A 24,561-nucleotide genomic window follows, 5' to 3' on the forward strand; every position below is an offset into this window, starting at 1 on the left:
CACACCCGCGCGGTCGCCACCGCGCGGGTTTCAACACAGTACACGATGGTTGAAAATCATTGACGATTCCGCGTGTGGCTCACCCCCCTCTGTCCTGCCGGACATCTCCCCCTCAAGGGGGGAGATCGTTCCTTGGTGATGTCTCGCACCTCTCGACGGTCGAGAATGAAGTGGCGAGAAAGCGTCTTGCTGATCTCCCCCCTTGAGGGGGAGATGTCCGGCAGGACAGAGGGGGGTAAGCCACACGCAGGATTGTCAAATGATTTTCAAACGTCGTGTCCAGTGCAACCACCTAAAGAAAGGGCATCGTCATGCAGACACGCGTGGCACGTCTACACGGCGTTAAGGACATCCGCGTCGAAACGCAGGAGCTTGTGGCTCCCGGCCCCGGCGAAGTGCTGCTCACCATGGCGGCAGGCGGCATCTGCGGCTCCGATCTGCATTATTATCAGGATGGCGGTTTCGGCCCGGTGCGGGTGCGCGAACCGATCATCTGCGGCCACGAGGCATCCGGCCATATCGCGGCTTTGGGCGCTGGTGTCAGCGGGCTCGCCATCGGCCAGCTCGTCGCTGTCAATCCATCGCAGCCCTGCGGCCATTGCCCGTTCTGCCTGAAGGGCCAGCCGATCCATTGCCTCGATATGCGCTTCATGGGCAGCGCCATGCGCCTGCCGCATGAACAGGGCATGTTCCGCGACCGGCTGGTGGTTTCGGCAAAACAATGCGCAACATTTTCAGACGCGACCTCGCCCGCCGAGGCCGCCTGCACCGAACCGCTCGCCGTCTGCCTGCATGCCGTCGCGCAAGGCGGCGATCTGACAGGTGCGAAGGTGCTGGTCACCGGCGCCGGTCCCATCGGCCTCCTGACCATTGCCGCCGCCCGCCACGCCGGCGCCAGCACCATCGTCGCCACCGACCTGACCGATGCCGCGCTGGAACGCGCACCCGCCATGGGTGCCGACCGCACCATCAATGTCGCAAAGGACATCGAGGCGCTTTTGCCCTACCAGGAAAACAAGGGGTATTTCGACGTCATTTTCGATTGCTCCGCCGCAGCACCCGCCCTTCGAACCGCCTTTGCCTGCGTGCGTCCACGCGGCACCATCGTGCAGGTGGGCGTCACCGGTGACATCACCATTCCGCTCAATGCATTGGTGGGCAAGGAAATCCTCTGGCGTGGCTCGCAGCGTTTCCATGATGAATTCGCCATCGCCGCCGGGCTTATCTCCACGCGCGGGATCGATGTGCGGCCGATCATTTCCCACAGCTTCCCGCTCGGCGAGGCGAAAGCGGCGTTTGAACAGGCCGGAGACCGCTCCGCCGCCTGCAAGGTGCAACTGACATTTTCAGCAGACTGATATTTGAGGATTTAAGATGAGACATACATGGCGCTGGTTCGGCCCGGTCGACAAGGTCACGGTTCAGGATGCGGCTCAGGCGGGTGCGGAAGGCATCGTCAGCGCGTTGCACCACATCGCCACCGGTGACGTCTGGCCGGTGGACGAAATCACCAAACGGCATGAGGCGATCAAGGCCGGCGGGCTTTATTGGGACGTGGTTGAAAGCGTGCCCGTCTCCGAAGATATCAAGACCCAGACCGGCGACTGGAAAAATCACATCGCCAACTGGCAGGAAACCCTGCGCCGCCTCTCCGCCTCCGGCATCCGCACCGTCTGCTATAATTTCATGCCGGTGCTGGACTGGACCCGCACCGACCTGCGCTGGGAAACCAGACACGGCGCAAAGGCGATGCGCTTCGATCTTCCCGATTTCGCCGCCTTCGACATTCATATTCTGAAGCGCCCGGACGCCGGGGCCGACTATCCGGGCTGGCTGCTGGAGGAAGCGGCAAAACGCTTCGCCGACATGCCGGATACAAAAATCACCGCGCTCGGGCGCAATATCGGCGCTGGCCTGCCCGGCTCGGCGGATGGTTATACGCTCGCCCAGCTTCTGGAAAAACTGCGCTCCTATCACGGCGTCAACCGTGAAAGGCTGCAGCAGAACCTGATCGACTTTCTCTCCGAGGTGACACCGGTTGCCGAGGAAGTGGGCATCAACATCTGCGCACATGGTGATGATCCGCCTTGGCCACTGCTCGGCCTGCCGCGTATTCTCTCGACGGAAGCGGACTATGCCCACCTGCTCTCAAAGGTCGACAGCCGCGCCAATGGCGTGACGCTCTGCACCGGCTCGCTTGGCGCTCGGGCGGATAACGACCTGCCCTTCATCGCCAGCCGTTTTGCCGATCGCATCCATTTCGTGCATCTGCGCAATGTGACTCGTGACACCGATACCGTGCCCTGCTCCTTCTTCGAGGACGAACATCTGGAAGGCGGCACCGATATGGTCGCCGTCATCGCCGCACTTCTGTCGGAGGAAACCCGCCGTCGCGCCGAAGGCCGTGAAGACCACACCATTCCGATGCGTCCCGATCACGGGCAGGAAATCCTCGACGACCTGACGCGCGGGGCGCAGCCCGGTTATCCCGCCATCGGCCGCCTTAAGGGGTTGGCAGAGCTGCGCGGCATCGAGCGCACCCTGTCACATGCTCGTTTCGGGCTGGGAACGAGCGCCGAATGAGTTCCTTAGTCCGTCATCACGGCCTTGAGTCGGAATGACGGATGAGAGAACCTGCGGTCAATCGTGCCCTGAACTGGAGATAGGAAAGAGCGGCCAGTCCACCGGCTATGGCGCCGGCGGCTTTCACCGCGGCGTCCATCAGATGCGGATGCCGTGTGGGCGACAGAAACTGCAGCGCCTCGATACCAAAAGCCGCAGTGACGCCCGCAACGATGACGGCGAGCCAGTGGCGCGGATAGGCAAACACGAAGGCGGCCGAGCAGAAAGCGAAGGCGGCGGCACGGTCTATCCCGACCGTCGTCAGCGTGTGAGGCCGAAAGCCGATCGGGCAGATTGTAACGATCACGATCAGCAGAAAAACCGACCAGGCGATGTATTTCGGAAGTCTATTTGTCATCATGACGTCATATAAAACGCCGTGCGCGTAAACGGAAGCGGGTGTTTTTCACGTCTCGCCCAATTAATCACACTTTTTGGTCAAATAGTTGAGAAACCGGCTTTCGCTCAGGCCCCGCACGGGCTAAGGCAGAAGGCAACCGGGCGAGGATCGCGGCTGATGGCGTTTGTGCTGTTGCCTTTCGGTCCATGTCGCGGTGTCGGGTGGATTTTCCACGCAGGATCAGATTTTCAGGGAAGAGCACAATGAGTTTCAAGCCGCACGGCAAACATCTGGTTGCAGGAGAATGGGTCGCAACGGAAGCAAAATTCCGCAGCGAGCCTGCACATGGCGAGGCTTTCGATTTTTCGGTCGGCACGGTCGATCTGGTGAACAAGGCTGCGGAAGCTGCTGAAGAAGCCTTCTGGAGCTATGGCTACACCACCCGCGAAGAGCGCGCCGCATTCCTCGACACCATCGCCGATGAGATCGAAGCACGCGCCGACGCCATCACCGAAATCGGCTCGTCCGAGACCGGCCTGCCCGCAGGACGCCTGCAGGGCGAACGTGGCCGCACCGTTGGCCAGCTCCGCCTTTTCGCATCGCATATCCGCAAGGGTGACTATCTCGACCGCCGCCACGACGAAGCGCTGCCCGACCGCCAGCCGCTGCCGCGCCCGGATATCCGCCTGATGCAGCGCCCGATCGGTCCCGTCGCCGTCTTCGGCGCGTCGAACTTCCCGCTCGCCTTCTCCACGGCCGGTGGTGACACCGCTGCTGCTCTGGCCGCCGGCTGCCCCGTCGTCGTCAAGGGCCATTCCGCCCATCCCGGCACCGGCGAAATCGTTGCCGAAGCCGTTCTCGCCGCCGTCAAGAAGCACAATCTGCATCCAGGCGTCTTCTCGCTGATCCAGGGCGGCCGCCGCGATGTCGGTTCCGCGCTCGTGCAGCATCCGCGCATCAAGGCGGTCGGTTTCACCGGTTCGCTCGCCGGCGGCCGCGCGCTGTTCGATCTCTGCGCCCAGCGCCCCGAGCCGATCCCCTTCTTCGGCGAACTCGGTTCCGTGAACCCGATGTTCCTGCTGCCGGAAGCGGTTTCCGCTCGCGGTGAGGCCATCGCCAAGGGCTGGGCCGGTTCACTCACCATGGGTGCAGGCCAGTTCTGCACCAATCCCGGCATCGCCGTCATTCTCTCCGAACAGGCGGATGCGGTTGCTGAAACCGCGCGCGCAGCCCTGTCGGAAGTCGGCCCGCAGGTCATGCTGACCGACGGCATCGCCGCCGCCTATCGCGACGGCCGTGACCGTATCGCCGCCGGCAACGGCGTGCGGGACGTGCTGACCACCACCTGCAACCTGCGCAATGCAACGCCGTATCTGTTCCGGGTTTCCGGCAAGGATTGGGTTGCCAACCATGCGCTTGCCGAAGAAGTCTTCGGACCGCTCGGCCTGATCGTAACGGTTGATAGCACCGAGGAAATGCTTGAGGTCGCCAAGAGCTTCGAAGGCCAGCTGACGGCAACCCTGCATCTCGATGCAGGCGACGCCGAGCTTGGCCGCAAGCTGCTGCCGATCCTGGAGCGCAAGGCGGGCCGCGTTCTCGCTAACGGTTTCCCGACCGGCGTTGAAGTCTCCGAAGCCATGGTTCACGGCGGCCCCTACCCGGCCTCGACGAATTTCGGCGCGACCTCGGTCGGCACCATGTCGATCCGCCGCTTCATGCGTCCGGTTTCCTATCAGAACATTCCTTCCGACGTTCTGCCGCAGGATATCCGCTAAAACAAAGGGGAAGGCGCAAAAGCGCTTTCCCCTTTCATGTTCGACGCAGCTGCGTCAGATAGACTGGATCGCCTCAATCTTTTTGAGACCGCCGACAATCCCGGCAAAATCCTGCCAGACACCCTGCGCGCCCTTGCGCCATTCATCCGGCATTTCCGGCTGCAGCACCTTGCCGCCTTTCGAGAGCGCAAGATCGACGGACTTTACTTCATCTTCAACGATCAACTGGTTGAAATAACGGGCACCTTCGCTGGAGGCCTCGGTGAGTACCGCCTTTTCCTCGTCATCCAGCTGGTTCCAGAAAGTTGCACCGTAATAAACCACGCCTGAAGCCCAGATATGGCCGGTCTCGGTCAGATAAGGCACGACCTCGTAAAGCTTGAAACCGGCATAGGCCGATTTGGTGAGGTCCATGGCGTCGGCCACCCCGGTCGCCAGCGCATTATAGGTCTCGGTGATCGGAATGCCGACCGGCGTCATGCCGAAGGCGCTCCACAATCTGGTGTGCAGCGGGCTCTGGATGACGCGGATTTTCTTGCCCTTCAACTGTTCCGGCCGGGTCACAGGCTCCTTGGTCAGAAGATGGCGTGCGCCGTAATTGATGAAATCGGCCGCAATGAATTGCTGTGCGGCGAGCTTCGTCTTCAGCTCTTCGCCCGTCTCGCCCGTCACCACCTTGCGCACATGCTCGCCGTCGCGGAACAGGAAGGGCAGATCGAGTATCTGCAGTTCCGGCACCCAGCCGGACAGCGAAGAGACGGTGGAGAGGCTGGCCTGAACCGAACCGAGGCGGATGTTTTCCGCCACTTCCTTTTCACCGCCCAGAGCACCGCTCTTGACGATGTTGAAGCGGAAACGACCGGGCAGCTTCGCCTCCACCAGCTCGCTGATCCTGACCCATATTTTCGTCTCCGGCTTGTCGTCGGCAAACAGCGACGCGACCGTGAGGCTGCGGGTTCTGGCCTGCGCCATACGCACCACACCAGGTGCGGCAAGCGTCGCAGCCCCGAGAGCGGAGAGTTTGAGGAGATGACGGCGATCGATAATGGTCATAACGAAAACTCCTGACTTAGAAGAATATGGCCCAGATGCACAAAATTGCGAGGGCAACGAGAAGCGAAACGAGATAGGGAATGACCGCCCGGAAAAGTGCTGTCGCCGGAACACGGGTCACGCCGCTGACCACGAAGATCAGCATGCCGAGCGGCGGCGTCAGACCGTGGATCATCAGATTGACCACCAGAATGACACCGAAATGAATGGGATCGATGCCGGCGGCCACGGCAGCGGGCAGCAGGATCGGCCCGAAGAGCAGGATCGCCGCACCGATATCCAGCACCAGACCAACCGCGAGCAGGATGAGGTTGGAGAGCAGCAGGACGGCGATCTTGCTGCCGCCGAGCACAGTGACAAAATCCGTAACGAGGCCGGAGACATTGTCCACTGCCAGCAGGAAGGCGAAAGGGCCGGCGGTGCCGATCAGAAGACCAATTGCCGCCGCCTCCCCCGCCGATTGCCGGAAGGTCGCGAAAATGCGGCCCACGCCCAGCCGGCAACCGAAGCCGAGAAGCAGCGTATAAAGTGCCGCAAGGGCAGCCGCTTCCGTGGTGGTGACGATGCCGATACGGATGCCGACCACCACGATGACGCCAAGGCCGAAAGCCGGTATGGCGGCAATGGCCGAGCGCCATCGCTCTGCCCCGGTGGCGCGTGGCAGGGTATCGACGCTGCGCACGCTCAAATGGATTGCCACGCCGAGGCAAACCGCCATCAGCCCGCCGGCGAAGAAGCCGCCGACCAGCAGCGAACCGACCGAAAGATTGGTGGCCGTGGCAAGAATCAGAAAGGCGATGGAGGGCGGAATGACATTGTCCAGCACGGATGTCGCGGCGATGATCGCGCCCGCCTGCGCCGGCGGATAGCCGTGTTTGACGAGTTCCGGCTGGAAGGTGGAAGCGCCGAAGGCGGCGTTGGCGACCGATGAGCCGGATGCGCCGGAAAACAGCACGCTGGTCAGAAGCGTCGTCTGCGCCAGACCCGCCCGGCGGTGCCCGACGACGGAAGCGGCGAAACGGACGAGCTGGTTGGCGACACCGGATACCGTCAGCAGGCTTCCGGCCAGCAGGAAGAATGGGATGGCGAGAAGCAGGAATTTCGACATGCCGGTCACGGTCGAGGAAACGATGGCCGGCTCCGGCAAGGTGCTGCCGAAGGCAATCGCCACATAAGCGGCGGCAAGAAAAGCGTGAGCCAGCGGTGCCGCCAGAACCAGTCCCAACGCCGCCGTCAGCGCCAGAAACAGGCTCGGCGGCAGGCTCGTATCGATAAACACCTCCGGCAGGCCAACATAGGCCGCAAGTGCGATGGCCATGGACAGCAGAACGGCGAGCATCTTGCCTTCGCTGAAACGCTGAAGCGCCAGATAGAAAAAAATCAGCCCGCCGCCCGCGCCGAGAAAACCGAAACGCACCCATTCCGGCAGGCCGAGCGTCGGCGAAGTACCGCCCAGCATCGCCGCGATCTCCACCCCGCCGAAAGCGAGGATGAGCGCCGCGACGAAGGAAAAGGCATCGGCCAGAATTTCAGTGGCGGCATGAAACCGCTGCGGCAGGAAGCGCACGAAGACATCGAGCCGCATCGCCAATGCGCTTTTGAGACTGAGCGGCGCGCCGACGGCGATCATCGCCACATTGAGCCATATGCCGAGATCTTCCGCGCCGATGAAGCCGGTATGGAACAGATATCGCAGGGTGACATTGACCAGCACCACCACGAGAAGGGCCGCAAGGATCAATGCGGCCACCGCGCCGAGCACGGCATCGAAGCGTGACAGCGTCACCGCCGCTGCCGTCTCGAAGCTTTTGCGCCACTGCTTTTCCGCTACCGCCATGATCCGCCTTCCGCGCGTGATCGGTGTCACGCGGCCAGAAGCGGTATAGAAGAATGTCCTCCCGTGTAAAGCGCCGCGCTCCGGGAAAACGGGGCAGCAGTCAGAGCGCCACGAGGTGGCCGGGAGAAACCTCGCGATATGCTCGCGGATTGACCGCATAATCGACCGGACGGATGGGGCTTTTCAGCTCGTCATTTGCCGCACCGCGCCTCGTATTCCGGCGGTCCGGATCCGGTACCGGCACCGCGGCCATCAGCTTGCGGGTATAATCATGCTGCGGATTGTCAAACACCGCCGCACGCGGGCCGATTTCGACGATTTCGCCGAGATACATTACCGCCACCCGATGGCTGACGCGTTCCACCACGGCCATGTCATGGGAAATGAACAGGAAGGCGAGATCGAGGCTCTGCTGCAAATCCAGCATCAGGTTGATGACCTGCGCCTTGATCGAAACATCCAGCGCCGAAACGCTTTCATCGGCGACGATGACCTTCGGCTGCAGCGCCAGCGCGCGGGCAATGCAGATGCGCTGCCGCTGGCCGCCGGAAAACTCGTGCGGGTAACGCGCCGCCATATCCGGCGAAAGGCCGACCTTCCTGAGCATGTCGGCCACCACCTCCTTCGCCTCGCGGGCGCTGCCCATGCGATGCTCCAGAAACGGTTCGGCAATCGCAGCCCCCACCGTCGTGCGCGGGTTGAGCGAGGCGAAAGGATCCTGAAAGATCATCTGCACCGTCTTGCGCATCTCGCGCATGCCAGATTTGTCGAGGGCGAGAATATTCTCGCCGTTGACGACCACCGAACCCGCATCCGGCTCGATCAGTCGCATGATGGCGCGACCGGTGGTCGACTTGCCGCAGCCGCTTTCGCCGACCAGCGATAGAGTCTCCCCGGCCCTCAGATCGAAGGACACGTTCTCCACCGCATGCACGCGTCCGCTGAGCCGACCCAATAGGCCGGAGTGGATATCGAAGCGCTTGGTCAGCCCCTCCACCTTGAGCACCGGCTGGGCGCTGGCATCGACGGTATCGGCCGGGCGTGCCGGCTCCTGCGTTTCCCCCGTGGTGGTGTTGACGATGGGAAAGCGGAGCGGCCTTTCCTCACCCTTCATCGACCCCAGAACCGGAACGGCGGACAGAAGCGCCCGGGTATAGGGATGTTTGCCGCGATGGAAGATATCGGCGGTCGCGCCGACTTCCACCTGCTCACCACGATACATGACGACGGTGCGATCGGCGATCTCCGCCACCACGCCCATATCGTGGGTGATGAACAGGACGGAGGTGCCCTCCTCTTCCTGAAGCGTTTTGATGAGATCGAGAATCTGGCCCTGAATGGTCACATCGAGCGCCGTCGTCGGCTCGTCGGCGATCAGGAGCTTTGGCCGGGAAGCAAGCGCCATGGCGATCATTACGCGCTGGCGCATGCCGCCGGAAAAGCGGTGCGGATATTCATCGAAACGTGAGGCGGCGGAGGGTATGCGGACCTTTTCCAGCAGGCGGATCGTCTCTGCCCGCGCATCCGCTTTCGACATCGGCTGATGGCACAGCAGAGCCTCGGAAATCTGGTCGCCGATGGTGAAGAGCGGATTGAGGCTGGTCATCGGCTCCTGAAAGATCATCGCCACTTCATTGCCCCGCACCCGCCGCATGGCGTCTTCGGAAAGCGAGAGCAGATTGCGACCGCCCAGCAGGATTTCACCCTGCACCCTGCTGCTTTCCCGATCCAGAAGCCGCATGATGGAAAGCGATGTCACGCTTTTGCCGGAACCACTTTCACCGACGATCGCAACCGTCTCGCCCGGCCCGACATCGAAGGAAATATCACGCACCACGGGTTTCCAGCCGCCATCCACGTGAAAGGACGTGGTGAGGTTGCGGACGGAAAGCACGGCATCTTCGGCACCGAGCGGTGCTGCCTGCGGCATGGTCATGATCGTTCCCTTCTTTTCTTCTCGTTTGAACTGTTCAGGCTCGGCGTTGCCACCTGTTTCTTCTCCCCGCCGGGGAGAAGGTGGCCCGAAGGGTCGGATGAGGGGGCGCCGTTTCCGGATCCGGTGAGGGTGCCCCCTCATCCCGCTGCCGCGGACTTCTCCCCCTCGGGGAGAAGAAAACTGCCGCACCCGCTCGTTCCACTCAGTCCGGCCAGCGCAGCATGCCGTCGAAACGGTGGCGGCTGCGGTCTTCGAACGGTGTGGCGATCACCTCGTTGGAGGCGCGTGCCTTGTCCAACTCCTCCGCCAGCCGGGAGGCCACGATGGTTTCCTGACCGGGATGCAGGTTGCAGGGGTCGAGATAGAAATAACGATGCTCCACCTCGTGATCGCGGGTGATGATCGGAGGATTGCCCTTAGCCAGCGCCGTCGTCAGGTCCCATGCGGTGATATGCGCCTCTTCGGCATCGATGATGACACGCAGCCGGTCGAGTGGGTTATTGGTCGGGTCGGGCTCGATCAGCGCCTTCACACCCGGGCGTCCATCCAGCGTCTTTTTCCAGAGGTTGAGATAGCCGGTTTCGCGTTCGCGGATGCCGTCATGGTCACGCTTTTCCCAGGCTTCCAGCGCCGCCATGACGCCGTAAATGCTTTCCTTGCCGACCTTCATGCCGCGGCCAATGCCCATATTCTGGAGGAAGGCATTGCGCACCAGTTCCTTACTTCCGGCGACGATGCCGGAAGTGGGACCGCCAAGGAACTTGTGGCCGGAATAGAGGACAACATCCGCGCCCGTCGCCAGAAACAGCTCCAGGTCATATTCGGACGCCGCATCGACGATAACAGGCACGCCCTTGGCATGGGCAATTTCAACGAATTCGGAAAGATGCAGCAGGCCGTAATCCACCACATGGTGCGAGACGACATAGACCGCCGCCGCCGTTTTTTCGGTGATGGCGTTTTCCATGTGAAAACGATGCGTCGATGTCGCCTGCCCGATCAGCACCACCTTGCCGCCGCCGAGGCGGATTGCCTGATCCACCGGTGCGCCGTAGCTCACCACATGCCCCATCTGCACCAGAACCTCGTTCTTTTCCGGTGTCACATCAGGCAGTTTTTCGATGGCCAGCAGATTGTTGCCGGTGATCGCTCCCGCCACGGCCAAGCTGATGCCGGAGGAGCATGAGGCCGTGACAAAACCAGCCTCGCCGCCCGTCAGTCTCGCAATCACCGCGCTCGCCTTGCGCTGCAGATCGTTGATCTCGACGAATTGCGGCAGGATGGCCGCCATGGCCTCGACCGCTTCCGGAACGACGATGGAAGCGCCGAGCGACGTCATGGTGCCCGAGACGTTGATGACCGGGCGAAGGCCGATCCTGCTTCTGATATCCTCGGTCATGTCTTTCTCCTGTCCTTGCGATGCGATGGGCATCGACATATATACCATAATAATGTAATAGCTTCTCAAAATGCATGAGGAGCCAAAATTGGACGCCCATAGACTGGACGAAACATCTTCAACCGCGCTCTCCGACGCGACGGAAAACCCGGATGCGAAGGCGGCCAAGCGCTCCCGCGTCAGCGGCATCGACCGTGCGCTTCAGGTGATTGATTACCTTTACGAAACCGGATCGCCAGCCGGCGCTTACGCCATCGCCAAAGCCATCAAGGCGCCGCTTTCCACGGTCTATGTGATCATCGACGATCTCGTCGAAAAGAACATGCTGGCCCGTAATACCGATGGCAATATCTGGCTCGGCGCGCGGCTTTACCATTATGGCCTCGCCTATGCCCGCTCGCTGGATTTCATGGGTGTCGCCACCCACGAAATGCATGATCTCTGCCGCCATGCGGGCGAGACTGTGCAGCTTTGCGGCCGCGACGGCGACCATATGCTTGTTCTGGCCATGGCCGATGGGCCCAGCCATTTTCAGGTCGCGTCCCGCGTCGGCACCCGCGTTCCCCTGAACTGGACGGCATCCGGCCGCCTGCTCGTCGGCCACCTGCCGGAGGCAGAGCGCCTCGAACTTTTCCGACGCTGCGCCCGCTCCTCGCCCACGGGCCGTGCGGAAATCAATCCGGAAACGCTTTCGCAATCGGCCGCGGCCGCTTTCCATGACCGCCTGTCGATACAGGTGGCCGAATCCGACTACGCCGTCGCCTGCATCGCCTCGCCGATCTGCGACAGCCACGGCGAATGTGTGGCGACGATTTCCATCGTGCTGCCGGAACAGAAGGTGCTGGCGGACGAAAACCATTACACCGAACAGGTCAGGGTCTCGGCGGAACGGATCGAAAAGCTGATGGGCTGGCGCAACCATTAAACGGCCTCACCCCTTGAGCGCGACGATGGCTTCGATCTCAACGGTGATGTTGCCCGGCAATGAGCCGAAACCCACGGCGGAGCGGGCATGTTGTCCCGCATCGCCGAACACATCGATGAAGAGATCGGAGCAGCCATTGATAACGCTCGGGTGATCGCGGAAATCGCTGACGGCATTGACCATGCCGAGCAGCTTGACCACCTTTTTCACTCGCGACAGATCACCCAGCGCTTCATGCATGACGGCAAGCAGATTGATGCCGGTGAGACGCGCATGATTATAGGCCTCTTCCAGCCCGATTTCCGCGCCCACCTTGCCGGCATAGAGATGGCCGTTTTCTTCCCGTGGCCCCTGGCCCGAGAGATAAAGCATGTTGCCTTCCACCACATGGGTGACGAAATTGGCAATCGGCGGCGGCGGCGGCGGCAGGGAGATGCCGAGCGCAGCGAGTCGGTCATAGGGCGAAAGGTGCCCTTCTGCATCAAGCGAAGACTGTTTCACGCGAATTCCTCATAATGCCGGGACGGGTATCCCGTAATGTCTGCGGAAGGCGGAGGGTATGCCCCGCCATTCCATTCGGGTTCAGCGCCAGGAATAACCATGGCTGTGGCGCACCAGCTTGCGCGCCCTTGGGATATAACGGCTGGCGGCAATCGCCTCGGCCCCGATGACCGCATAACGCGGCTCGAACAGGCGCTTCAGGCGCGACACGTCGCCATTGGAATCGGTCGCTTCCAGATCGGAATCCACTAGATCGAAAATGGTGAAATCGGCTTGGCTGCCGACATCAAGGCGGTTTTCCATATCGAGCCGAATGACGGAGGCCGGGTTGCGGGTGACGGCCTCGACGACGTTTTCAAAGGGCATATCGACCGACAGCAGCTTCGACATGGTCGTCGCCAGATCCCAGACCGGGAAATTCATCGAATGGCCATGCAGATCCGTCGAAATCGAGAAAGGCAACAAGCCACGCGCAATTGCCGCTTCCGCCACCTTGAAGGAGAAGGAGGCGCCACCATGGCCGATATCCAGCCGGATGCCTTCACCGGCGCAGCGTTCGGCAAGGTTGAACAGGTCCTCGTCTTCCATGATGCTGGAGCCCGACTTGCCGTTGAAGCAATGGGTCACGACATCACCGGGGCCGAGGATTTCCAGCACCTCGTCATAAAGTGCGGGCGGTTCGCCCACATGCACCATCATCGGCACTTTCAGGATCTTGGCTATCTTTTTGCCGAGCTTCACCGGCGTCACACCCCAGGAGCCGGTGATGACATGGCTCGCCCGCACCTTGATGCCGACGATATGTTCGCTGTTTTCGGCATAAACTTCGAGAATGCGATCAAGGTCGATATCCTTGATGTCGCGCAGTTCTGGCACCCGATTGCAGGCGACGAGACCGATGGAGCCGAGATTGAGGAAGGCCTTGATGCGTTCTTTCGAAGGTTCGATGATATATTCCCGGAACCCATGAAAATTCGCCTCGCCGGCCGAGCCGGCATCCACCAGCGTGGTCACGCCACGCTCGGCCCCGCATTCGGAGGGGCGGATGGAGATATCGGTACCGCCGTGCCAGATATGCACATGCAGATCCACCCAGCCGGGCGAGATGAAGGCGCCTTTGGCGTCAATGCGCTGCGCATCCGCAGGCGCCTGCAGGGCTGAGCCCACCGCGGCGATCTTGCCATCGCCGCCGATCAGAATATCGGTCGAGGCCTGGGACGCCCCCTTTCCGAAACCGACGGGTTTGACATTGGTGAGAAGAATGGGAGCTTGAAGAGGCCTTTTCGCCTGTTCGCCGGACGACATATTACAAATCCCTTCGCAGTCTTGGGTCGAGCATGTCCCGCAGCCCGTCGCCGACCATTTGCAGCGACAGCACGGAAAGAATGATGGCAAAGCCGGGGAAATAGGTCATCCAGTCAGCCTGGCCGATATATTGGCGGCCGGCGGAAATCATGGTTCCCCAGGTGGGTATTTCAGGGCTGACACCGAGCCCCAGAAACGAAAGGCCGGCCTCGGCCAGCATGGCGCTGGCGAAAAGGAAGGTGCATTGCACGAGGATCGGCGAGACCAGATTGCGCAGCACATGCCGCGTCATGATGTGGAAGGTGGAAATGCCGAGCGCTTTTGCCGCTTCCACATAGGGCAACTCACGGATCACCAGCGTCGAGGCGCGCACGATGCGGGCAAGGCGCGGCGAATAAACCACGGCAAGCGCGATGATGACAGTCGTCAAAGACGGGCCGAGTGCCGCCACCAGCGCAATCGCCAGTAGGATATCCGGAAAGGCCATCATCGCATCGATCAAGCGCGCAATCGGCGTATCCAGCTTCTGGAAGAAACCGGCGAGCAGGCCAAGCGTGATGCCGATCAGCGCCGAAAGCGCCACCACGGCGGCCCCGACGAGGAGCGACAGTCTTCCGGCGTAGATGGTGCGGGAAAACACGTCGCGGCCGAATTCGTCGGTGCCGAACCAGTAGAGTTCACTCGGCGGCTTCAGCCGGTTGACGATCGACAGTTTCGATGGCGAATAAGGCGCGATCATCGGCGCGAAGACGGCGAGCAGCACGAAGACGAGCAGCACGATGAGACCGGCGGCGACTGTCTTGCGCTTCAGGAGACGTCGAATGAACAGGATCGTCGGGTTGCGCGCCGGCGGAGTGGTGGAAACAATATCGGCCATCAGTAACGAACCCTCGGATCGACCAGCAAATAGAGCATGTCGATTGCAAAATTGATGAGCACGTAAAGCCCGGCGATGACGAGAAGCGCGCCTTGAATGACCGGGTAATCACGGCGAAGCACGGCGGAGACGACAAGATTGCCGACGCCCGGCAGGCCGAAGACGGTCTCGGTGACGACGGCGCCGGAAATCAGCACGGCGGCGGTGAGGCCAAGCACGGTGAGGATAGGGATCAGCGCATTTTTGAGCGCGTGTTTCATCACCACCCGGCGCTCTTTGACGCCCTTGGCGCGGGCGGTGCGGACATAGTCGTCACCCAGAACATCCAGCATCGAGGCGCGGGTGAAGCGCAGGATGAGGGCTGAGGAAACGAGGCCGAGCGCGATTGCCGGCAGGGTCAGATGATACATCCGCTCAAGGAAGCTCGCCCCCGGCCCGCCGTAACCCGACACCGGGAACAGATCGAGCCGGACGGCAAAGATCTGCATGAGGATGAGACCGAGCCAGAAGCTCGGAATGCTTGCCGCAAGCATCGCCACCGTGGTCGCGGCCTGATCCACGAAGGAACCCCGGCGATAGGCGGCATAAATGCCGATGGGAAGCGCGATGACGCTGGCGATCAGCAGCGAAAATATCGTCAGAAAGAAGGTCGGTTCCGCCCGGTCCAGCAGGGCCGATCCAACGGGCATGTTGAGAAAGATCGACTGGCCGAGATCGCCATTCAGCAATTGACCGATATAATAGACATATTGCACACCGAGCGACTGATCGAGGCCGAGCCTGCCGCGTAGCTCCGCAATATCCTGCGCCGAGGCATCCGGCCCCAGCATCACGGCGGCAGGGTCGCCGGGCGTGACGCGCAGGATGACGAAAACGATGGTGACAACCAGGAACATCACCACGATCATTCCCGCAAGTCTCTGGAAAATATACCGTATCACGTATGAAGGCTCCAAAGTGCGTGATTGCCGCGACCAGGCGACGGTTGAACTGGGTTGACGATGAGTGCCGGCACCTCGCACTCAGGGTCGGGAAAAACGCTTGCTTCCGTCATGCCGGACTTGATCCGGCATCCAGCCACCACGCGTCCGCATGGTGAAAGAGTCTCTTGCGATCAAGGACTTGATCGCGCTGGATCCCGGCTCAAGGCCGGGATGACGGGGGTGCGGATGTAATACCCTGCACCCCGAGACCAAGCTGATCCTACTTCGTGACCGAGGCGTTCCAAAAATAAGGCCATGGAGCCGGATCGACGCCTTCCAGCTTGTTGGACTTGGCCGCCACGGCATTGAAGTCGCCGATCTTGATCAGCGGCAGCTCGTCATAGATCGTCTTCTGCACATTGGCCCAGAGCGCGACACGCTTGTCCGGATCCGCCTCGGAGGTGAAGGCATCAACCGCGGCCTTGCGCGCCGGCGTATCCCACCAGCCCGGCGAGCCGGTGGAGAGCGCACCGATCAGCGCCGGTTCCGGCAGGAAGGGGCTGTGGGTGATGTAGATGTCCCAGAGTTTCGGATCGGCGCGGCGCTGCGTCAGCGTCGCCCAGTCCACCACCTGCATATCCACCTTGAAGCCCGCGAGTTTCAGATATTCCGCAGCGACCTGCGCCATCTTGTAGTGGAACTCATATTGACGGCTGGTGAGAATGCGCAGCGGCTCGCCATTATAACCGGCCGCCTTCAGCTTTTCGGCAGCGGCCTCCGGATTGCCGACATTATAATGACCTTCGACGCCCTCTTCCGAATGCCAGGAGAAATTGTCAGGATAATAGGCGCCATCGAGCGCATAAAAATCCGTGCTGCCAAAAGCGGCCGCCAGCATGTCTTCCATGTTCAGCGCTTCGGTTACCGCCTTGCGGACCTCCAGCTTGGAAGAAAGCCCCTCCTTGGTGTTGAACACGAAGACCGGATAACCGAAAGGCTTCAGCATCAATGGTTGCGAGGCCGACGACGATTTCACCTTGTCGAAGGATTCCACCGGAATGGAATCGACGTAGTCATACTGACCGGAAACGGCGGCCTCGACGCGGGTGTTCGGATCGGGCACCGGAACGAAGCGAATTTCATCGAGATACTGATGGCGTGCGCCGCCATATCCGTCGCTTTCGCCATCGCGCGGCTTGTAACCGTCGAAACGGACGAGCTGGATATACTGGTCGGCCTTGCGTTCCTTCAGCATATAGGGACCGGTGCCGATGAATTCGGCCATCGGTTCCGCCTGCTTTTCAGCGGGCAGGATGATGGCCGCCGAATTATTGAAGGCAAGCAGCGAGGCGAGCGGCGCATAGGGCTGCTTGAGGGCGATCGTCACCGTTCCTGCATCCGGCGCGGAGATATTCTCGATGAATCCGGCCGCCTGTTTGCCGCGCGAGGCGATCTTCATCCAGCGACCGAGCGAGGCGACGACATCTTCAGACGTCATGTCGCTACCATCATGGAACTTGATGCCCTGCCTGAGCTTGATCGTATAGGTTTTGCCGTCCGCGCTGATCTCGGGAAGGCTTTCCGCCAGAAGCGGCGTCACTTTCCAGCCCTTGTCGAAGGTATAGAGCGTTTCGAAAATATGCTGCGTGACGATGCCGACGAGATCGGCGGTAGATGCCATGGGATCGAGCGTCGGCGGCTCGCCGATCGTGGCGACATTGATCACGCCGCCCTTTTCCTGGGCCATCATCACACCCGGCGCAAGCAGCAAAGCGGCGGTGGCGAGAAATGCAAGTTTACGTCTCATGGTCAAGCTCCCAGCTCTTATGTGCTCCATTATTATGTTATATGCATCTTTATAACAGAATATCTCGATAAGACGCCTTGTCAATGACCATGCGGCACGATGATGGGTTTCCGTGACCGGAGAAACGCAAGACAGGTCTATGCGAGAGATGGAAACTGGATGTAAGGCGATGAAATAATGGAAATTTCGCCAAAAAATACGGTGAGCCGTGAAATCCATATTTCCCCGCCGATGCAGCGGGAACGATGGCCGGCGTTTGACCGTAAAGGAAGAAAAGAAATCCGGAAGGTTGGATATTTCGCATTTGCGAACAAAGTGCTATTAAGGAGCGGACCAACACCTGATCGCCACCGACATAACCGCACATTCTTATTTATCGTTACGCTATTTAACGCCACCAGCCGTGTTTTTTAAGGGCTGCAGACAGAGCTGATATTCTACACCGCCAAACTTTATTCCATGGCGGAACATTAATTTTTATTACGTTGAAATTATTGAGGAAATCATGAAGACGGCAATCGTGCATGACTGGCTCACCGACAGAGGCGGGGCCGAAAAAGTGCTTCACAACCTTCTTGAAATTTATCCTCACGCGGATCTGTACTGCCTTGTCGATTTCATGAGCGAGCGCGACCGGGGGTTTCTTGGCGGTCGTCCCGTCAACACCTCCTTCATCCAGAAGCTGCCTTTCGCCCGGAAAAAATACCGCTCCTATCTGCCGCTGATGCCGCTCGCCATCGAACAGTTCGATCTGAGCGGTTACGACCTCGTGATTTCCTCGAGCAGCGCGGTCGCCAAGGGCGTCATCACCGGGCGGGGCCAGTTTCACGTCGACAAGAACGCCTGTGTCGCCAATGCCGCCCGCTTCTCGCGCGAGCGTTTTTTGCAGGAATTCGCGGATACCGTTAATTTCGCGCTGGCTGAGCGGGCATGACGAAATTGTAAAAGCATTTACAAAACAATTGCTTGGAATTGACTTCAATCAACCGCAACAGAAACCGCGCAAGCGTGACAAAACTGCACTAGCGCGATGCGGAAATCGAAGTGATTATGGCAAGCGACCGAATATTGAAGCATAACAATACTGACACCATCAGGGGATTCGAACATCGTGCCTCGCCGGGAATTTTTCGGCGCAGTTGAGCGATGATGAACTTGAAGCATCGTCTGAAATTGGGCATATGCCTGATGGAGACGTAAACATCTCGGGATGCGATTCCGCTGAACGGATGTAATGCCGGTTTGGAGTTTCTTTACCGGTGTCATTTATGAAGTGCTTATTTTTAAAAACTTATACGATGTCCGGATTATTTCTGCTTTTCGGACGACATTCATTTCGAGGACAAAATGCGTTTATTGAATGTTTCGATTCTGCTTGCCTCTGCAGCACTGGCGGGTTGCACGGTGACTGCGGCCTCTGGCCCCGATGCGGCATCGATCGAATCTAACGCTTCCGTGAAGTTCGCCTCCAAGGACAAGCAGAAAACCGCAGGTGTCGACTACGCACTGCTCGATATCAACAGCTCCGTTCTCAACTACGTCGGCGATACCACAAACACCACCCTGCTCGGCAGTTTCGGCGGCGGCAAGGGCGGTGTTCCGGCGCTGCCGATGGGTGTCGGCGACGTGGTGACGGTCGCGATCTTTGAAAGCCAGGCCGGCGGCCTGTTTATCCCGGCCGATGCGGGCAGCCGTCCCGGCAACTTCATCAGCCTGCCGAACCAGACGGTGGACCGGGAAGGCAATATCAGCGTTCCCTATGCCGGCAAGATCCGCGCCACCGGCCGCAACGTCGAGGATGTGCAGAGCGAGATCGAGGAACGGCTCGCCAACCGCGCCATCGAGCCGCAGGTTCTCATCACCAAGATTTCCAGCCGCTCCGCACAGGCCTCCGTGCTTGGCGACGTCAAGGAGCCGACAAAGGTTCAGCTGTCGGAAGCAGGCGATCGCGTTCTCGACGTCATCTCCTATGCAAAGGGCCTCAGCGCCCCGAATATCGAATCCTATGTCACGCTGATCCGCCGCGGCAAGACGGCCCGTGTCAACTATAACCACCTCGTCAGCACGCCATCCGAAAATATCTATGTGGTTCCGGGCGATACGATCATGGTGGAGCGTGAGCGCCGCACCTATCTCGCCTTCGGCGCGTCGGGTCTCAATGGGCGTTTCGAGTTCGAGGATGCCGATCTCAAGCTTTCGGATGCACTCGGCAAAGCAGGCGGACTGCTCGATTCCCGTGCCGACCCCGCTCAGGTCTATGTCTATCGCATCGTCAAGCGCGATCTTCTCGTGAAGCTCGGCATCAATACGTCCAAGTTCCCCGGACAGGACGTTCCGGTCATCTTCCGCGCCAATCTGCGCGATCCGTCGACCTTCTTTGCCGCCACGAAGTTCCCGATGCAGGATCGCGACATCATCTATGTCACCAATTCGCAGGCAACCGAGCTTTACAAGTTCCTCGATCTTGTCGGCTCCGTACCGGCAACGACGGGCAATGTCGCCGAGGACGTGCTTTCGACGCGCAACGCCATCCGGGCTTTCTGATCGTCGGCGCCTCGCCGCTGATACCAAGGCCGCCTCGTCTCCGGGGCGGCTTTTTCTTTGGCCGCAATGGGCAGCGAACGCAAACACGGTCTAGCATGGCTTGCGGCATGAACGGACACCGTCTGCCCTGCCCCTGCCCCAGAGACAAGGCATATAGCGACGGTCATTGTCGCCGCCATTACAAAAGTTTAAGGTGATTTCGCAGCGCATTGGGTGTCTTGTGGGGGAAAGCTGCTCCCAAGGCTTACCGCACATGTTCGGGAAACATGTATCGCTCTCATTACGCGGAATCGTCAGATGAAACGTTTCTGGACCGCCCTCAGCGTTCTTGCCATAGCAGCCGCCGGTGCCTGGTATTTTAGGGATCGCCTGCCGCTCGATCAAGTTCCCTATCTCAAGCAATTTGCCAGCGTGTCTCCCAAGGCCGACGCCGAAACGGCAACGCAGTCCTCCCAAAGCGGCCAGCCGGCCCGGCAGCAGGGACAAAGACAGGGCGGAGGGCGGCGCAATGGCGGGCCACCCACCGTCAGCACCATCGCCGTCGGAAAGGCGACGCTGCCCATGGATGCAACGGCGACGGGTTGGGCGGTTGCGGCCGACATCACCAATATCGCGCCGCTTCAGGCCGGCCTCGTCATGGAAATCGCGGCGAAGGACGGTCAGCATATCAAGGCGGGCGACCTGATCCTCAAGATGGATGACCGCATCGCCCGTGCCTCTGTCGACAAGGACAAGGCCAATATAGCCGCGGATCAGGCAACGCTGGAGCAGACGGAGGCCGCTTTCCAGCGCGCCGCCAATCTCGTCAAGCAGAGTGCCGAATCCCAGCAGGTGCTGGATCAGGCAAGGGCGGCGCGGGATAGCGCCAGCGCCAAGATCGATGCCGACCGCGCAACGCTCGCCTCCGACGAGGTGACGCTCGAACATATGGAAATCCGCGCGCCCTTCGATGGGCGGCTCGGCGATATCAGCGTCAGCCCCGGCGCCTATCTGAGCGCCGGCGTCAATATCGTGACGATCACCAAATACGATCCGATCTCGGTCAGTTTCCGGCTTTCCCAGCGCTATCTGCCGCAATTGCGCGAAGGCGTGGCGAAGGATACCGCAGTCGATGTCGACCCCGCAGCGACGGGAGGTGAGCCGATGAGCGGCGTGCTGCGGTTCTACGACAATACGGTGGACCAGACCTCCGGCACGGTACTGGCCAAGGCGGAATTCAAGAATGATCGTGGTCTTTTATGGCCGGGCCAGTCCGTCAATGTCACGGCGCACTTCGTTTCGGACGATGAAATGATCGTCGTGCCGACGGTCGCCGTGCGGCCGGGGCCGAAAGGCAATTTCGTCTATACCGTCGATAGCGAGCATCATGTCCATATGACGCCGGTGGAAGTCGCCCGCTCGAATGGCGATCTTACCGCCATTGCAAGCGGCCTCAATGGCGGCGAGCACATCATCGTCGAGGGTCAATCCGAACTTGCCGACGGCCAGTTCGTGGTCGAACAATTTTCCGACAAGGGCGGCGCGGCGGGCAATCTGGCCGCCAATATTCCGCAGGAAAAGGTTGGCGGCCAATGATCCCGAATTTCTGCATCAACCGGCCCGTCGCCACCACGCTTCTCGCCATAGGCCTCGTGCTGGCCGGACTTGCCGGCTTCCGCCTGCTGCCCGTCGCCGCCCTGCCGAAGGTGGATTTTCCGACGATCAACGTCTCGTCGTCGCTTTCAGGCGCTTCGCCGCAAACCATGGCGACATCGGTCACCACGCCGCTGGTCAAGCAGTTCGAGACCATTCCCGGCGTCAGCGAAATCAGCGCCACCAATACGCTCGGCAACAGCTCGATCGTCCTGCAGTTCGATCTCAACCGCGATATCGATGCGGCGGCGGCCGATGTGCAGGCGGCGATTTCGCGCGCACAACGGCAATTGCCGAGCAACATGACGACAACGCCGAGCTATCGCAAGACCAATCCGGCCGATGCGCCGGTGCTGCTGCTCGCTGTCAACAGCAAGGAAATGCCGACGAGCAAGGTGGATGAAATCGCCGAGAACATCATCTCGCCGCTTCTGTCCACCATTTCGGGCGTCGCGCAGGTGAGCATCTACGGCGCGCAGACCTATGCCGTGCGCATCGGCCTCGATCCCACCCAGCTTCAGGCAAGAGGGCTCGGCGTCGACACCGTCACCACGGCCATCGCCCAGGCGAATAATCAGGTGCCCGTCGGGGCGCTACAGAACGACAATCAACGCCTGACCATCGAGGCCGATACCCAGCGTACCGATGCGGCGGCCTTCCGCTCACTGGTGGTCTCGACGAATAATGGCGCGCCCATCCATCTCGGCGATATCGCCAATGTCACCGACAGCATCGACAACACCAATGCCGGCAGCTGGTTCGACGGTGAACAGGCCATCGTTCTCGCCGTGCAGCGCCAGCCGGACGCCAATACAGTCGATGTCGTGGACGCCATCAAGGCGAAGCTGCCGGCGCTTCACCAGCAATTGCCGCCGTCGGTCAATATCAACGTCATGAATGACGCCTCGACCGCCATCAAGGACGCGATTTCGGACGTGCAGTTCACGTTGTTCCTCACCATCGGGTTGGTGGTTGCGGTCATCTATCTCTTCACCGGGCACCTGACGGCGACCATCATTCCGGGCCTTGCCGTGCCACTGTCTCTCATCACCGCCTTCGGTATGATGTATGTTCTGGGCTACAGCATCGACAATATCTCGCTGCTCGGGCTGACACTTTCGGTGGGGCTGGTGGTGGACGACGCCATCGTCATGCTGGAAAACATTCTGCGCCTGCATGAAAAAGGCCTGCCCATGCGCGAAGCGGCGCTTCAGGGCGCGGCAGAGGTCAGCAGCACCATTCTCTCCATGTCCGTCTCACTGGTTGCCGTCTTTATTCCCATCCTGCTGATGGGCGGCGTCATCGGCAGGCTCTTCAACGAGTTCGGCATGGTCGTCACGCTCGCCATCATGGCCTCGGCACTGGTGTCGTTGACGGTGACGCCGATGCTCGCCTCGCGCCTCTCCGGCCATTCCTCCAGACCACCGGCGATCATCCGCTGGTTCGATGCGGGTTTCGAACGTACGCTGCGCGCCTATGGCCGTGCCGTCGGCTGGTGCCTTTCCCATCGCCGCATCGTTTTGGCATCATTTCTCGCCTCGGTCGCGGCATCGCTCTATCTCTTCGAAACCCTGCCTTCCAGCTTCTTTCCCCAGGAAGATATTGGCCGTCTTTCGGTTTCGACACAGGCGCGCGAGGATATTTCCTATACGGCGATGCGCGATCTCCAGGCGCAGGTCGCCGATCAGATCCGCAAGAACCCGGCCGTGGTGCACGTCACCTCCATCGTCGGCGGCAACTCCCGCAATCCGCTGAACAATGGTTCGATGTTCGTGGAGCTGAAGCCCAAGGAGGAGCGTGCACCGCTTAGCCAGGTGCTGGCGGAACTGGGGCAGGCCACATCGAAAGTGGCCGGCATCCGCACCTATATCAACCCGCAGCAGAGCCTGCGTTTCGGCGGACGCAGCTCCGCCAGCCAATATCAGCTCGTCGTTCAGGGCCTGAATGCCGACACGACCAATGAATGGTCGAACAAGCTGATGGAGGCGATGCGTCGCGACCACACCTTCACGTCAGTCACGTCAGATGCCCAGAACGGCGCCATCGCCGCAACCATTTCCGTCGACCCGGAAAAGGCCGCCGCCTTCGGCATCACCAATGACCAGCTGCGCAAGACGCTGGAAATGTCATTTGGCGGTTATACGGCCGCGCAGATCCAGTCGACCGGCGACAGCTACGACGTGATAGTGGAATTCGACAGTTCGAAACCGTGGAATGATGATTTCCTCAGCGATATCAACATTCTTTCGGCGAAATCTGGCGTTCTGGTTCCGCTTTCCAACTTCGCTACCCTCGCCCGCACGCAAGCGCCTGTTACCATCAACCAGACGGGCCAGCTGGTTTCCACGACGATTTCCTTCAACCTGCCGGACGGTGTGGCGCTCTCCGATGCCACAAGCCGGATCGACCAGATCAAAAGCACGATAGGCCTGCCGCAGGATGTCTTTACCAGCTATGGGGGCACGGCGGCGATCTTCCAGCAGAGCCAGGGCAATACCGGCATCCTCATTCTGGCGGCCGTGCTGACCATCTATGTCGTTCTCGGCGTGCTCTACGAGAGCTTCATCCATCCGCTGACCATTCTTTCCGGCCTACCGGCAGCGGCCTTCGGCGCTTTGGTGGCCCTGAAGGTGATGGGCATGGATTTCTCGATCATCGCGCTGATCGGCCTGTTGATGCTGATCGGCATCGTCAAGAAAAACGCAATCATGATGATCGACGTGGCAGTGGAACTGATGCGCGAAAAGGCCGAGCCGCCCGCTACCGCCATTCACGAAGCCTGCGTGCGCCGTTTCCGGCCGATCATGATGACAACCTTCTGCGCGCTGCTCGGGGCGCTTCCCATCGCGCTTGGCTCGGGCGCGAGTTCGGAACTGCGCCAGCCGCTCGGCATCGCCGTGGTCGGCGGCCTCATCGTCTCGCAATTGCTGACGCTGTTCATCACGCCTGTCATTTTCGTGGAAATGGACCGGTTCGGCCATTTTCTCACGGGACTGTTTTCCCGTCGGAAAACGGCGGAAAAACACGCCGAGCCGCAAAAGCCGGAAAAGACGGGCGAACCGGACTCCGTTGCCGCTTGACGCCG

General features: G+C 60.5%; 18 protein-coding genes and 1 pseudogene. 9 read left to right on the forward strand and 10 right to left on the reverse strand.

What is annotated here, in order from left to right; genetic code table 11:
- Positions 1 to 311: 311 nt before the first annotated feature.
- Both ACIQUH_RS03830 and uxuA read left to right on the forward strand, forming a co-directional pair.
- Positions 312 to 1,358 (forward strand): L-idonate 5-dehydrogenase, encoded by a 1,047-nt coding sequence (locus tag ACIQUH_RS03830; RefSeq protein ID WP_400812698.1) that lies wholly within the window; start codon positions 312 to 314, stop codon positions 1,356 to 1,358.
- Positions 1,359 to 1,374: 16 nt separating this feature from the next.
- Entirely contained in the window at positions 1,375 to 2,583 is a 1,209-nt protein-coding gene (gene uxuA / locus ACIQUH_RS03835; RefSeq protein WP_400812700.1) for a mannonate dehydratase, read from the forward strand.
- 16 nt (positions 2,584 to 2,599) lie between these two features.
- Here the strand turns inward: uxuA and ACIQUH_RS03840 are convergent, their stop codons facing one another.
- Positions 2,600 to 2,980, reverse strand: coding sequence for an antibiotic resistance protein VanZ (locus ACIQUH_RS03840; protein WP_400812701.1), 381 nt, complete (start codon positions 2,978 to 2,980; stop codon positions 2,600 to 2,602).
- A gap of 245 nt (positions 2,981 to 3,225) precedes the next feature.
- Between ACIQUH_RS03840 and ACIQUH_RS03845 the strand changes: the two genes are divergently transcribed.
- Positions 3,226 to 4,737 (forward strand): aldehyde dehydrogenase (NADP(+)), encoded by a 1,512-nt coding sequence (locus tag ACIQUH_RS03845; protein ID WP_400812702.1) that lies wholly within the window; start codon positions 3,226 to 3,228, stop codon positions 4,735 to 4,737.
- Positions 4,738 to 4,791: 54 nt separating this feature from the next.
- On the opposite strand, the gene ACIQUH_RS03850 is transcribed toward ACIQUH_RS03845, so the two are convergent.
- From ACIQUH_RS03850 to ACIQUH_RS03865, 4 genes are all read right to left on the reverse strand, one after another.
- Positions 4,792 to 5,790, reverse strand: a complete 999-nt coding sequence (locus ACIQUH_RS03850) for a TRAP transporter substrate-binding protein (protein WP_400812703.1) — start codon at positions 5,788 to 5,790, stop codon at positions 4,792 to 4,794.
- 16 nt (positions 5,791 to 5,806) lie between these two features.
- On the reverse strand, positions 5,807 to 7,627 hold the full coding sequence (locus tag ACIQUH_RS03855) for a TRAP transporter large permease subunit (RefSeq protein ID WP_400812705.1): 1,821 nt from the start codon (positions 7,625 to 7,627) through the stop codon (positions 5,807 to 5,809).
- Between the two features lie 100 nt (positions 7,628 to 7,727).
- Entirely contained in the window at positions 7,728 to 9,563 is a 1,836-nt protein-coding gene (locus ACIQUH_RS03860) for a dipeptide ABC transporter ATP-binding protein (protein ID WP_400812707.1), read from the reverse strand.
- 202 nt (positions 9,564 to 9,765) lie between these two features.
- Positions 9,766 to 10,962, reverse strand: coding sequence for an aminotransferase class V-fold PLP-dependent enzyme (locus ACIQUH_RS03865; protein WP_400812709.1), 1,197 nt, complete (start codon positions 10,960 to 10,962; stop codon positions 9,766 to 9,768).
- Between the two features lie 88 nt (positions 10,963 to 11,050).
- On the opposite strand from ACIQUH_RS03865, the gene ACIQUH_RS03870 reads away from it, so the two are divergent.
- Positions 11,051 to 11,887 carry an IclR family transcriptional regulator gene (locus ACIQUH_RS03870; protein WP_400812711.1) on the forward strand — a complete coding sequence of 279 codons (837 nt, stop codon included), beginning with the start codon at positions 11,051 to 11,053 and terminating at the stop codon, positions 11,885 to 11,887.
- 6 nt (positions 11,888 to 11,893) lie between these two features.
- Here ACIQUH_RS03870 and ACIQUH_RS03875 read toward each other — a convergent pair whose 3' ends face one another.
- From ACIQUH_RS03875 to ACIQUH_RS03895, 5 genes are all read right to left on the reverse strand, one after another.
- Positions 11,894 to 12,388 carry a RidA family protein gene (locus tag ACIQUH_RS03875; protein ID WP_020011822.1) on the reverse strand — a complete coding sequence of 165 codons (495 nt, stop codon included), beginning with the start codon at positions 12,386 to 12,388 and terminating at the stop codon, positions 11,894 to 11,896.
- 81 nt (positions 12,389 to 12,469) lie between these two features.
- Positions 12,470 to 13,693, reverse strand: a complete 1,224-nt coding sequence (locus tag ACIQUH_RS03880) for an amidohydrolase/deacetylase family metallohydrolase (protein ID WP_400812712.1) — start codon at positions 13,691 to 13,693, stop codon at positions 12,470 to 12,472.
- A gap of 1 nt (position 13,694) precedes the next feature.
- Positions 13,695 to 14,570: an ABC transporter permease gene (locus ACIQUH_RS03885; RefSeq protein WP_400812713.1), complete on the reverse strand. Its 876-nt coding sequence runs from the start codon at positions 14,568 to 14,570 to the stop codon at positions 13,695 to 13,697.
- Positions 14,570 to 15,511 (reverse strand): ABC transporter permease, encoded by a 942-nt coding sequence (locus tag ACIQUH_RS03890; protein ID WP_400812714.1) that lies wholly within the window; start codon positions 15,509 to 15,511, stop codon positions 14,570 to 14,572. The genes ACIQUH_RS03885 and ACIQUH_RS03890 overlap by 1 nt, the downstream gene beginning before the upstream one ends.
- A 262-nt stretch (positions 15,512 to 15,773) precedes the next feature.
- Positions 15,774 to 17,300 (reverse strand): ABC transporter substrate-binding protein, encoded by a 1,527-nt coding sequence (locus ACIQUH_RS03895; RefSeq protein ID WP_400812715.1) that lies wholly within the window; start codon positions 17,298 to 17,300, stop codon positions 15,774 to 15,776.
- A 177-nt stretch (positions 17,301 to 17,477) separates the two neighbouring features.
- Between ACIQUH_RS03895 and ACIQUH_RS03900 the strand changes: the two genes are divergently transcribed.
- From ACIQUH_RS03900 to ACIQUH_RS03920, 5 genes and pseudogenes are all read left to right on the forward strand, one after another.
- Positions 17,478 to 17,714: a hypothetical protein gene (locus tag ACIQUH_RS03900; protein WP_400812716.1), complete on the forward strand. Its 237-nt coding sequence runs from the start codon at positions 17,478 to 17,480 to the stop codon at positions 17,712 to 17,714.
- A 91-nt stretch (positions 17,715 to 17,805) separates the two neighbouring features.
- Positions 17,806 to 18,136, forward strand: a pseudogene (locus tag ACIQUH_RS03905) (glycosyltransferase family 4 protein); the annotation flags it as partial.
- 511 nt (positions 18,137 to 18,647) lie between these two features.
- Positions 18,648 to 19,844, forward strand: coding sequence for a polysaccharide biosynthesis/export family protein (locus ACIQUH_RS03910; protein WP_400812717.1), 1,197 nt, complete (start codon positions 18,648 to 18,650; stop codon positions 19,842 to 19,844).
- Positions 19,845 to 20,141: 297 nt separating this feature from the next.
- Complete coding sequence (locus tag ACIQUH_RS03915) at positions 20,142 to 21,419, forward strand: efflux RND transporter periplasmic adaptor subunit (protein ID WP_400812719.1); 1,278 nt, start codon at positions 20,142 to 20,144, stop codon at positions 21,417 to 21,419.
- The gene (locus ACIQUH_RS03920) at positions 21,416 to 24,556 is read left to right on the forward strand and encodes an efflux RND transporter permease subunit (protein WP_400812720.1); all 3,141 of its coding nucleotides are present in this window, start codon (positions 21,416 to 21,418) and stop codon (positions 24,554 to 24,556) included. The genes ACIQUH_RS03915 and ACIQUH_RS03920 overlap by 4 nt, the downstream gene beginning before the upstream one ends.
- The last annotated feature ends 5 nt before the right edge of the window (positions 24,557 to 24,561 follow it).

It is taken from the genome of Agrobacterium sp. NPDC090283 (assembly GCF_044769685.1).
Taxonomy (GTDB): Bacteria; Pseudomonadota; Alphaproteobacteria; order Rhizobiales; family Rhizobiaceae; genus Agrobacterium.

Coding starts and splice junctions, on each gene's coding strand:
- ACIQUH_RS03850 (WP_400812703.1), bottom strand. CDS start 5,790: ATGACCATTATCGATCGCCGTCATCTCCTCAAACTCTCCGCTCTCGGG.
- ACIQUH_RS03910 (WP_400812717.1), top strand. CDS start 18,648: ATGCGTTTATTGAATGTTTCGATTCTGCTTGCCTCTGCAGCACTGGCG.
- ACIQUH_RS03830 (WP_400812698.1), top strand. CDS start 312: ATGCAGACACGCGTGGCACGTCTACACGGCGTTAAGGACATCCGCGTC.
- ACIQUH_RS03920 (WP_400812720.1), top strand. CDS start 21,416: ATGATCCCGAATTTCTGCATCAACCGGCCCGTCGCCACCACGCTTCTC.
- ACIQUH_RS03855 (WP_400812705.1), bottom strand. CDS start 7,627: ATGGCGGTAGCGGAAAAGCAGTGGCGCAAAAGCTTCGAGACGGCAGCG.
- ACIQUH_RS03880 (WP_400812712.1), bottom strand. CDS start 13,693: ATGTCGTCCGGCGAACAGGCGAAAAGGCCTCTTCAAGCTCCCATTCTT.
- uxuA (WP_400812700.1), top strand. CDS start 1,375: ATGAGACATACATGGCGCTGGTTCGGCCCGGTCGACAAGGTCACGGTT.
- ACIQUH_RS03885 (WP_400812713.1), bottom strand. CDS start 14,570: ATGGCCGATATTGTTTCCACCACTCCGCCGGCGCGCAACCCGACGATC.
- ACIQUH_RS03840 (WP_400812701.1), bottom strand. CDS start 2,980: ATGACAAATAGACTTCCGAAATACATCGCCTGGTCGGTTTTTCTGCTG.
- ACIQUH_RS03895 (WP_400812715.1), bottom strand. CDS start 17,300: ATGAGACGTAAACTTGCATTTCTCGCCACCGCCGCTTTGCTGCTTGCG.
- ACIQUH_RS03915 (WP_400812719.1), top strand. CDS start 20,142: ATGAAACGTTTCTGGACCGCCCTCAGCGTTCTTGCCATAGCAGCCGCC.
- ACIQUH_RS03865 (WP_400812709.1), bottom strand. CDS start 10,962: ATGACCGAGGATATCAGAAGCAGGATCGGCCTTCGCCCGGTCATCAAC.
- ACIQUH_RS03845 (WP_400812702.1), top strand. CDS start 3,226: ATGAGTTTCAAGCCGCACGGCAAACATCTGGTTGCAGGAGAATGGGTC.
- ACIQUH_RS03900 (WP_400812716.1), top strand. CDS start 17,478: ATGGAAATTTCGCCAAAAAATACGGTGAGCCGTGAAATCCATATTTCC.
- ACIQUH_RS03860 (WP_400812707.1), bottom strand. CDS start 9,563: ATGACCATGCCGCAGGCAGCACCGCTCGGTGCCGAAGATGCCGTGCTT.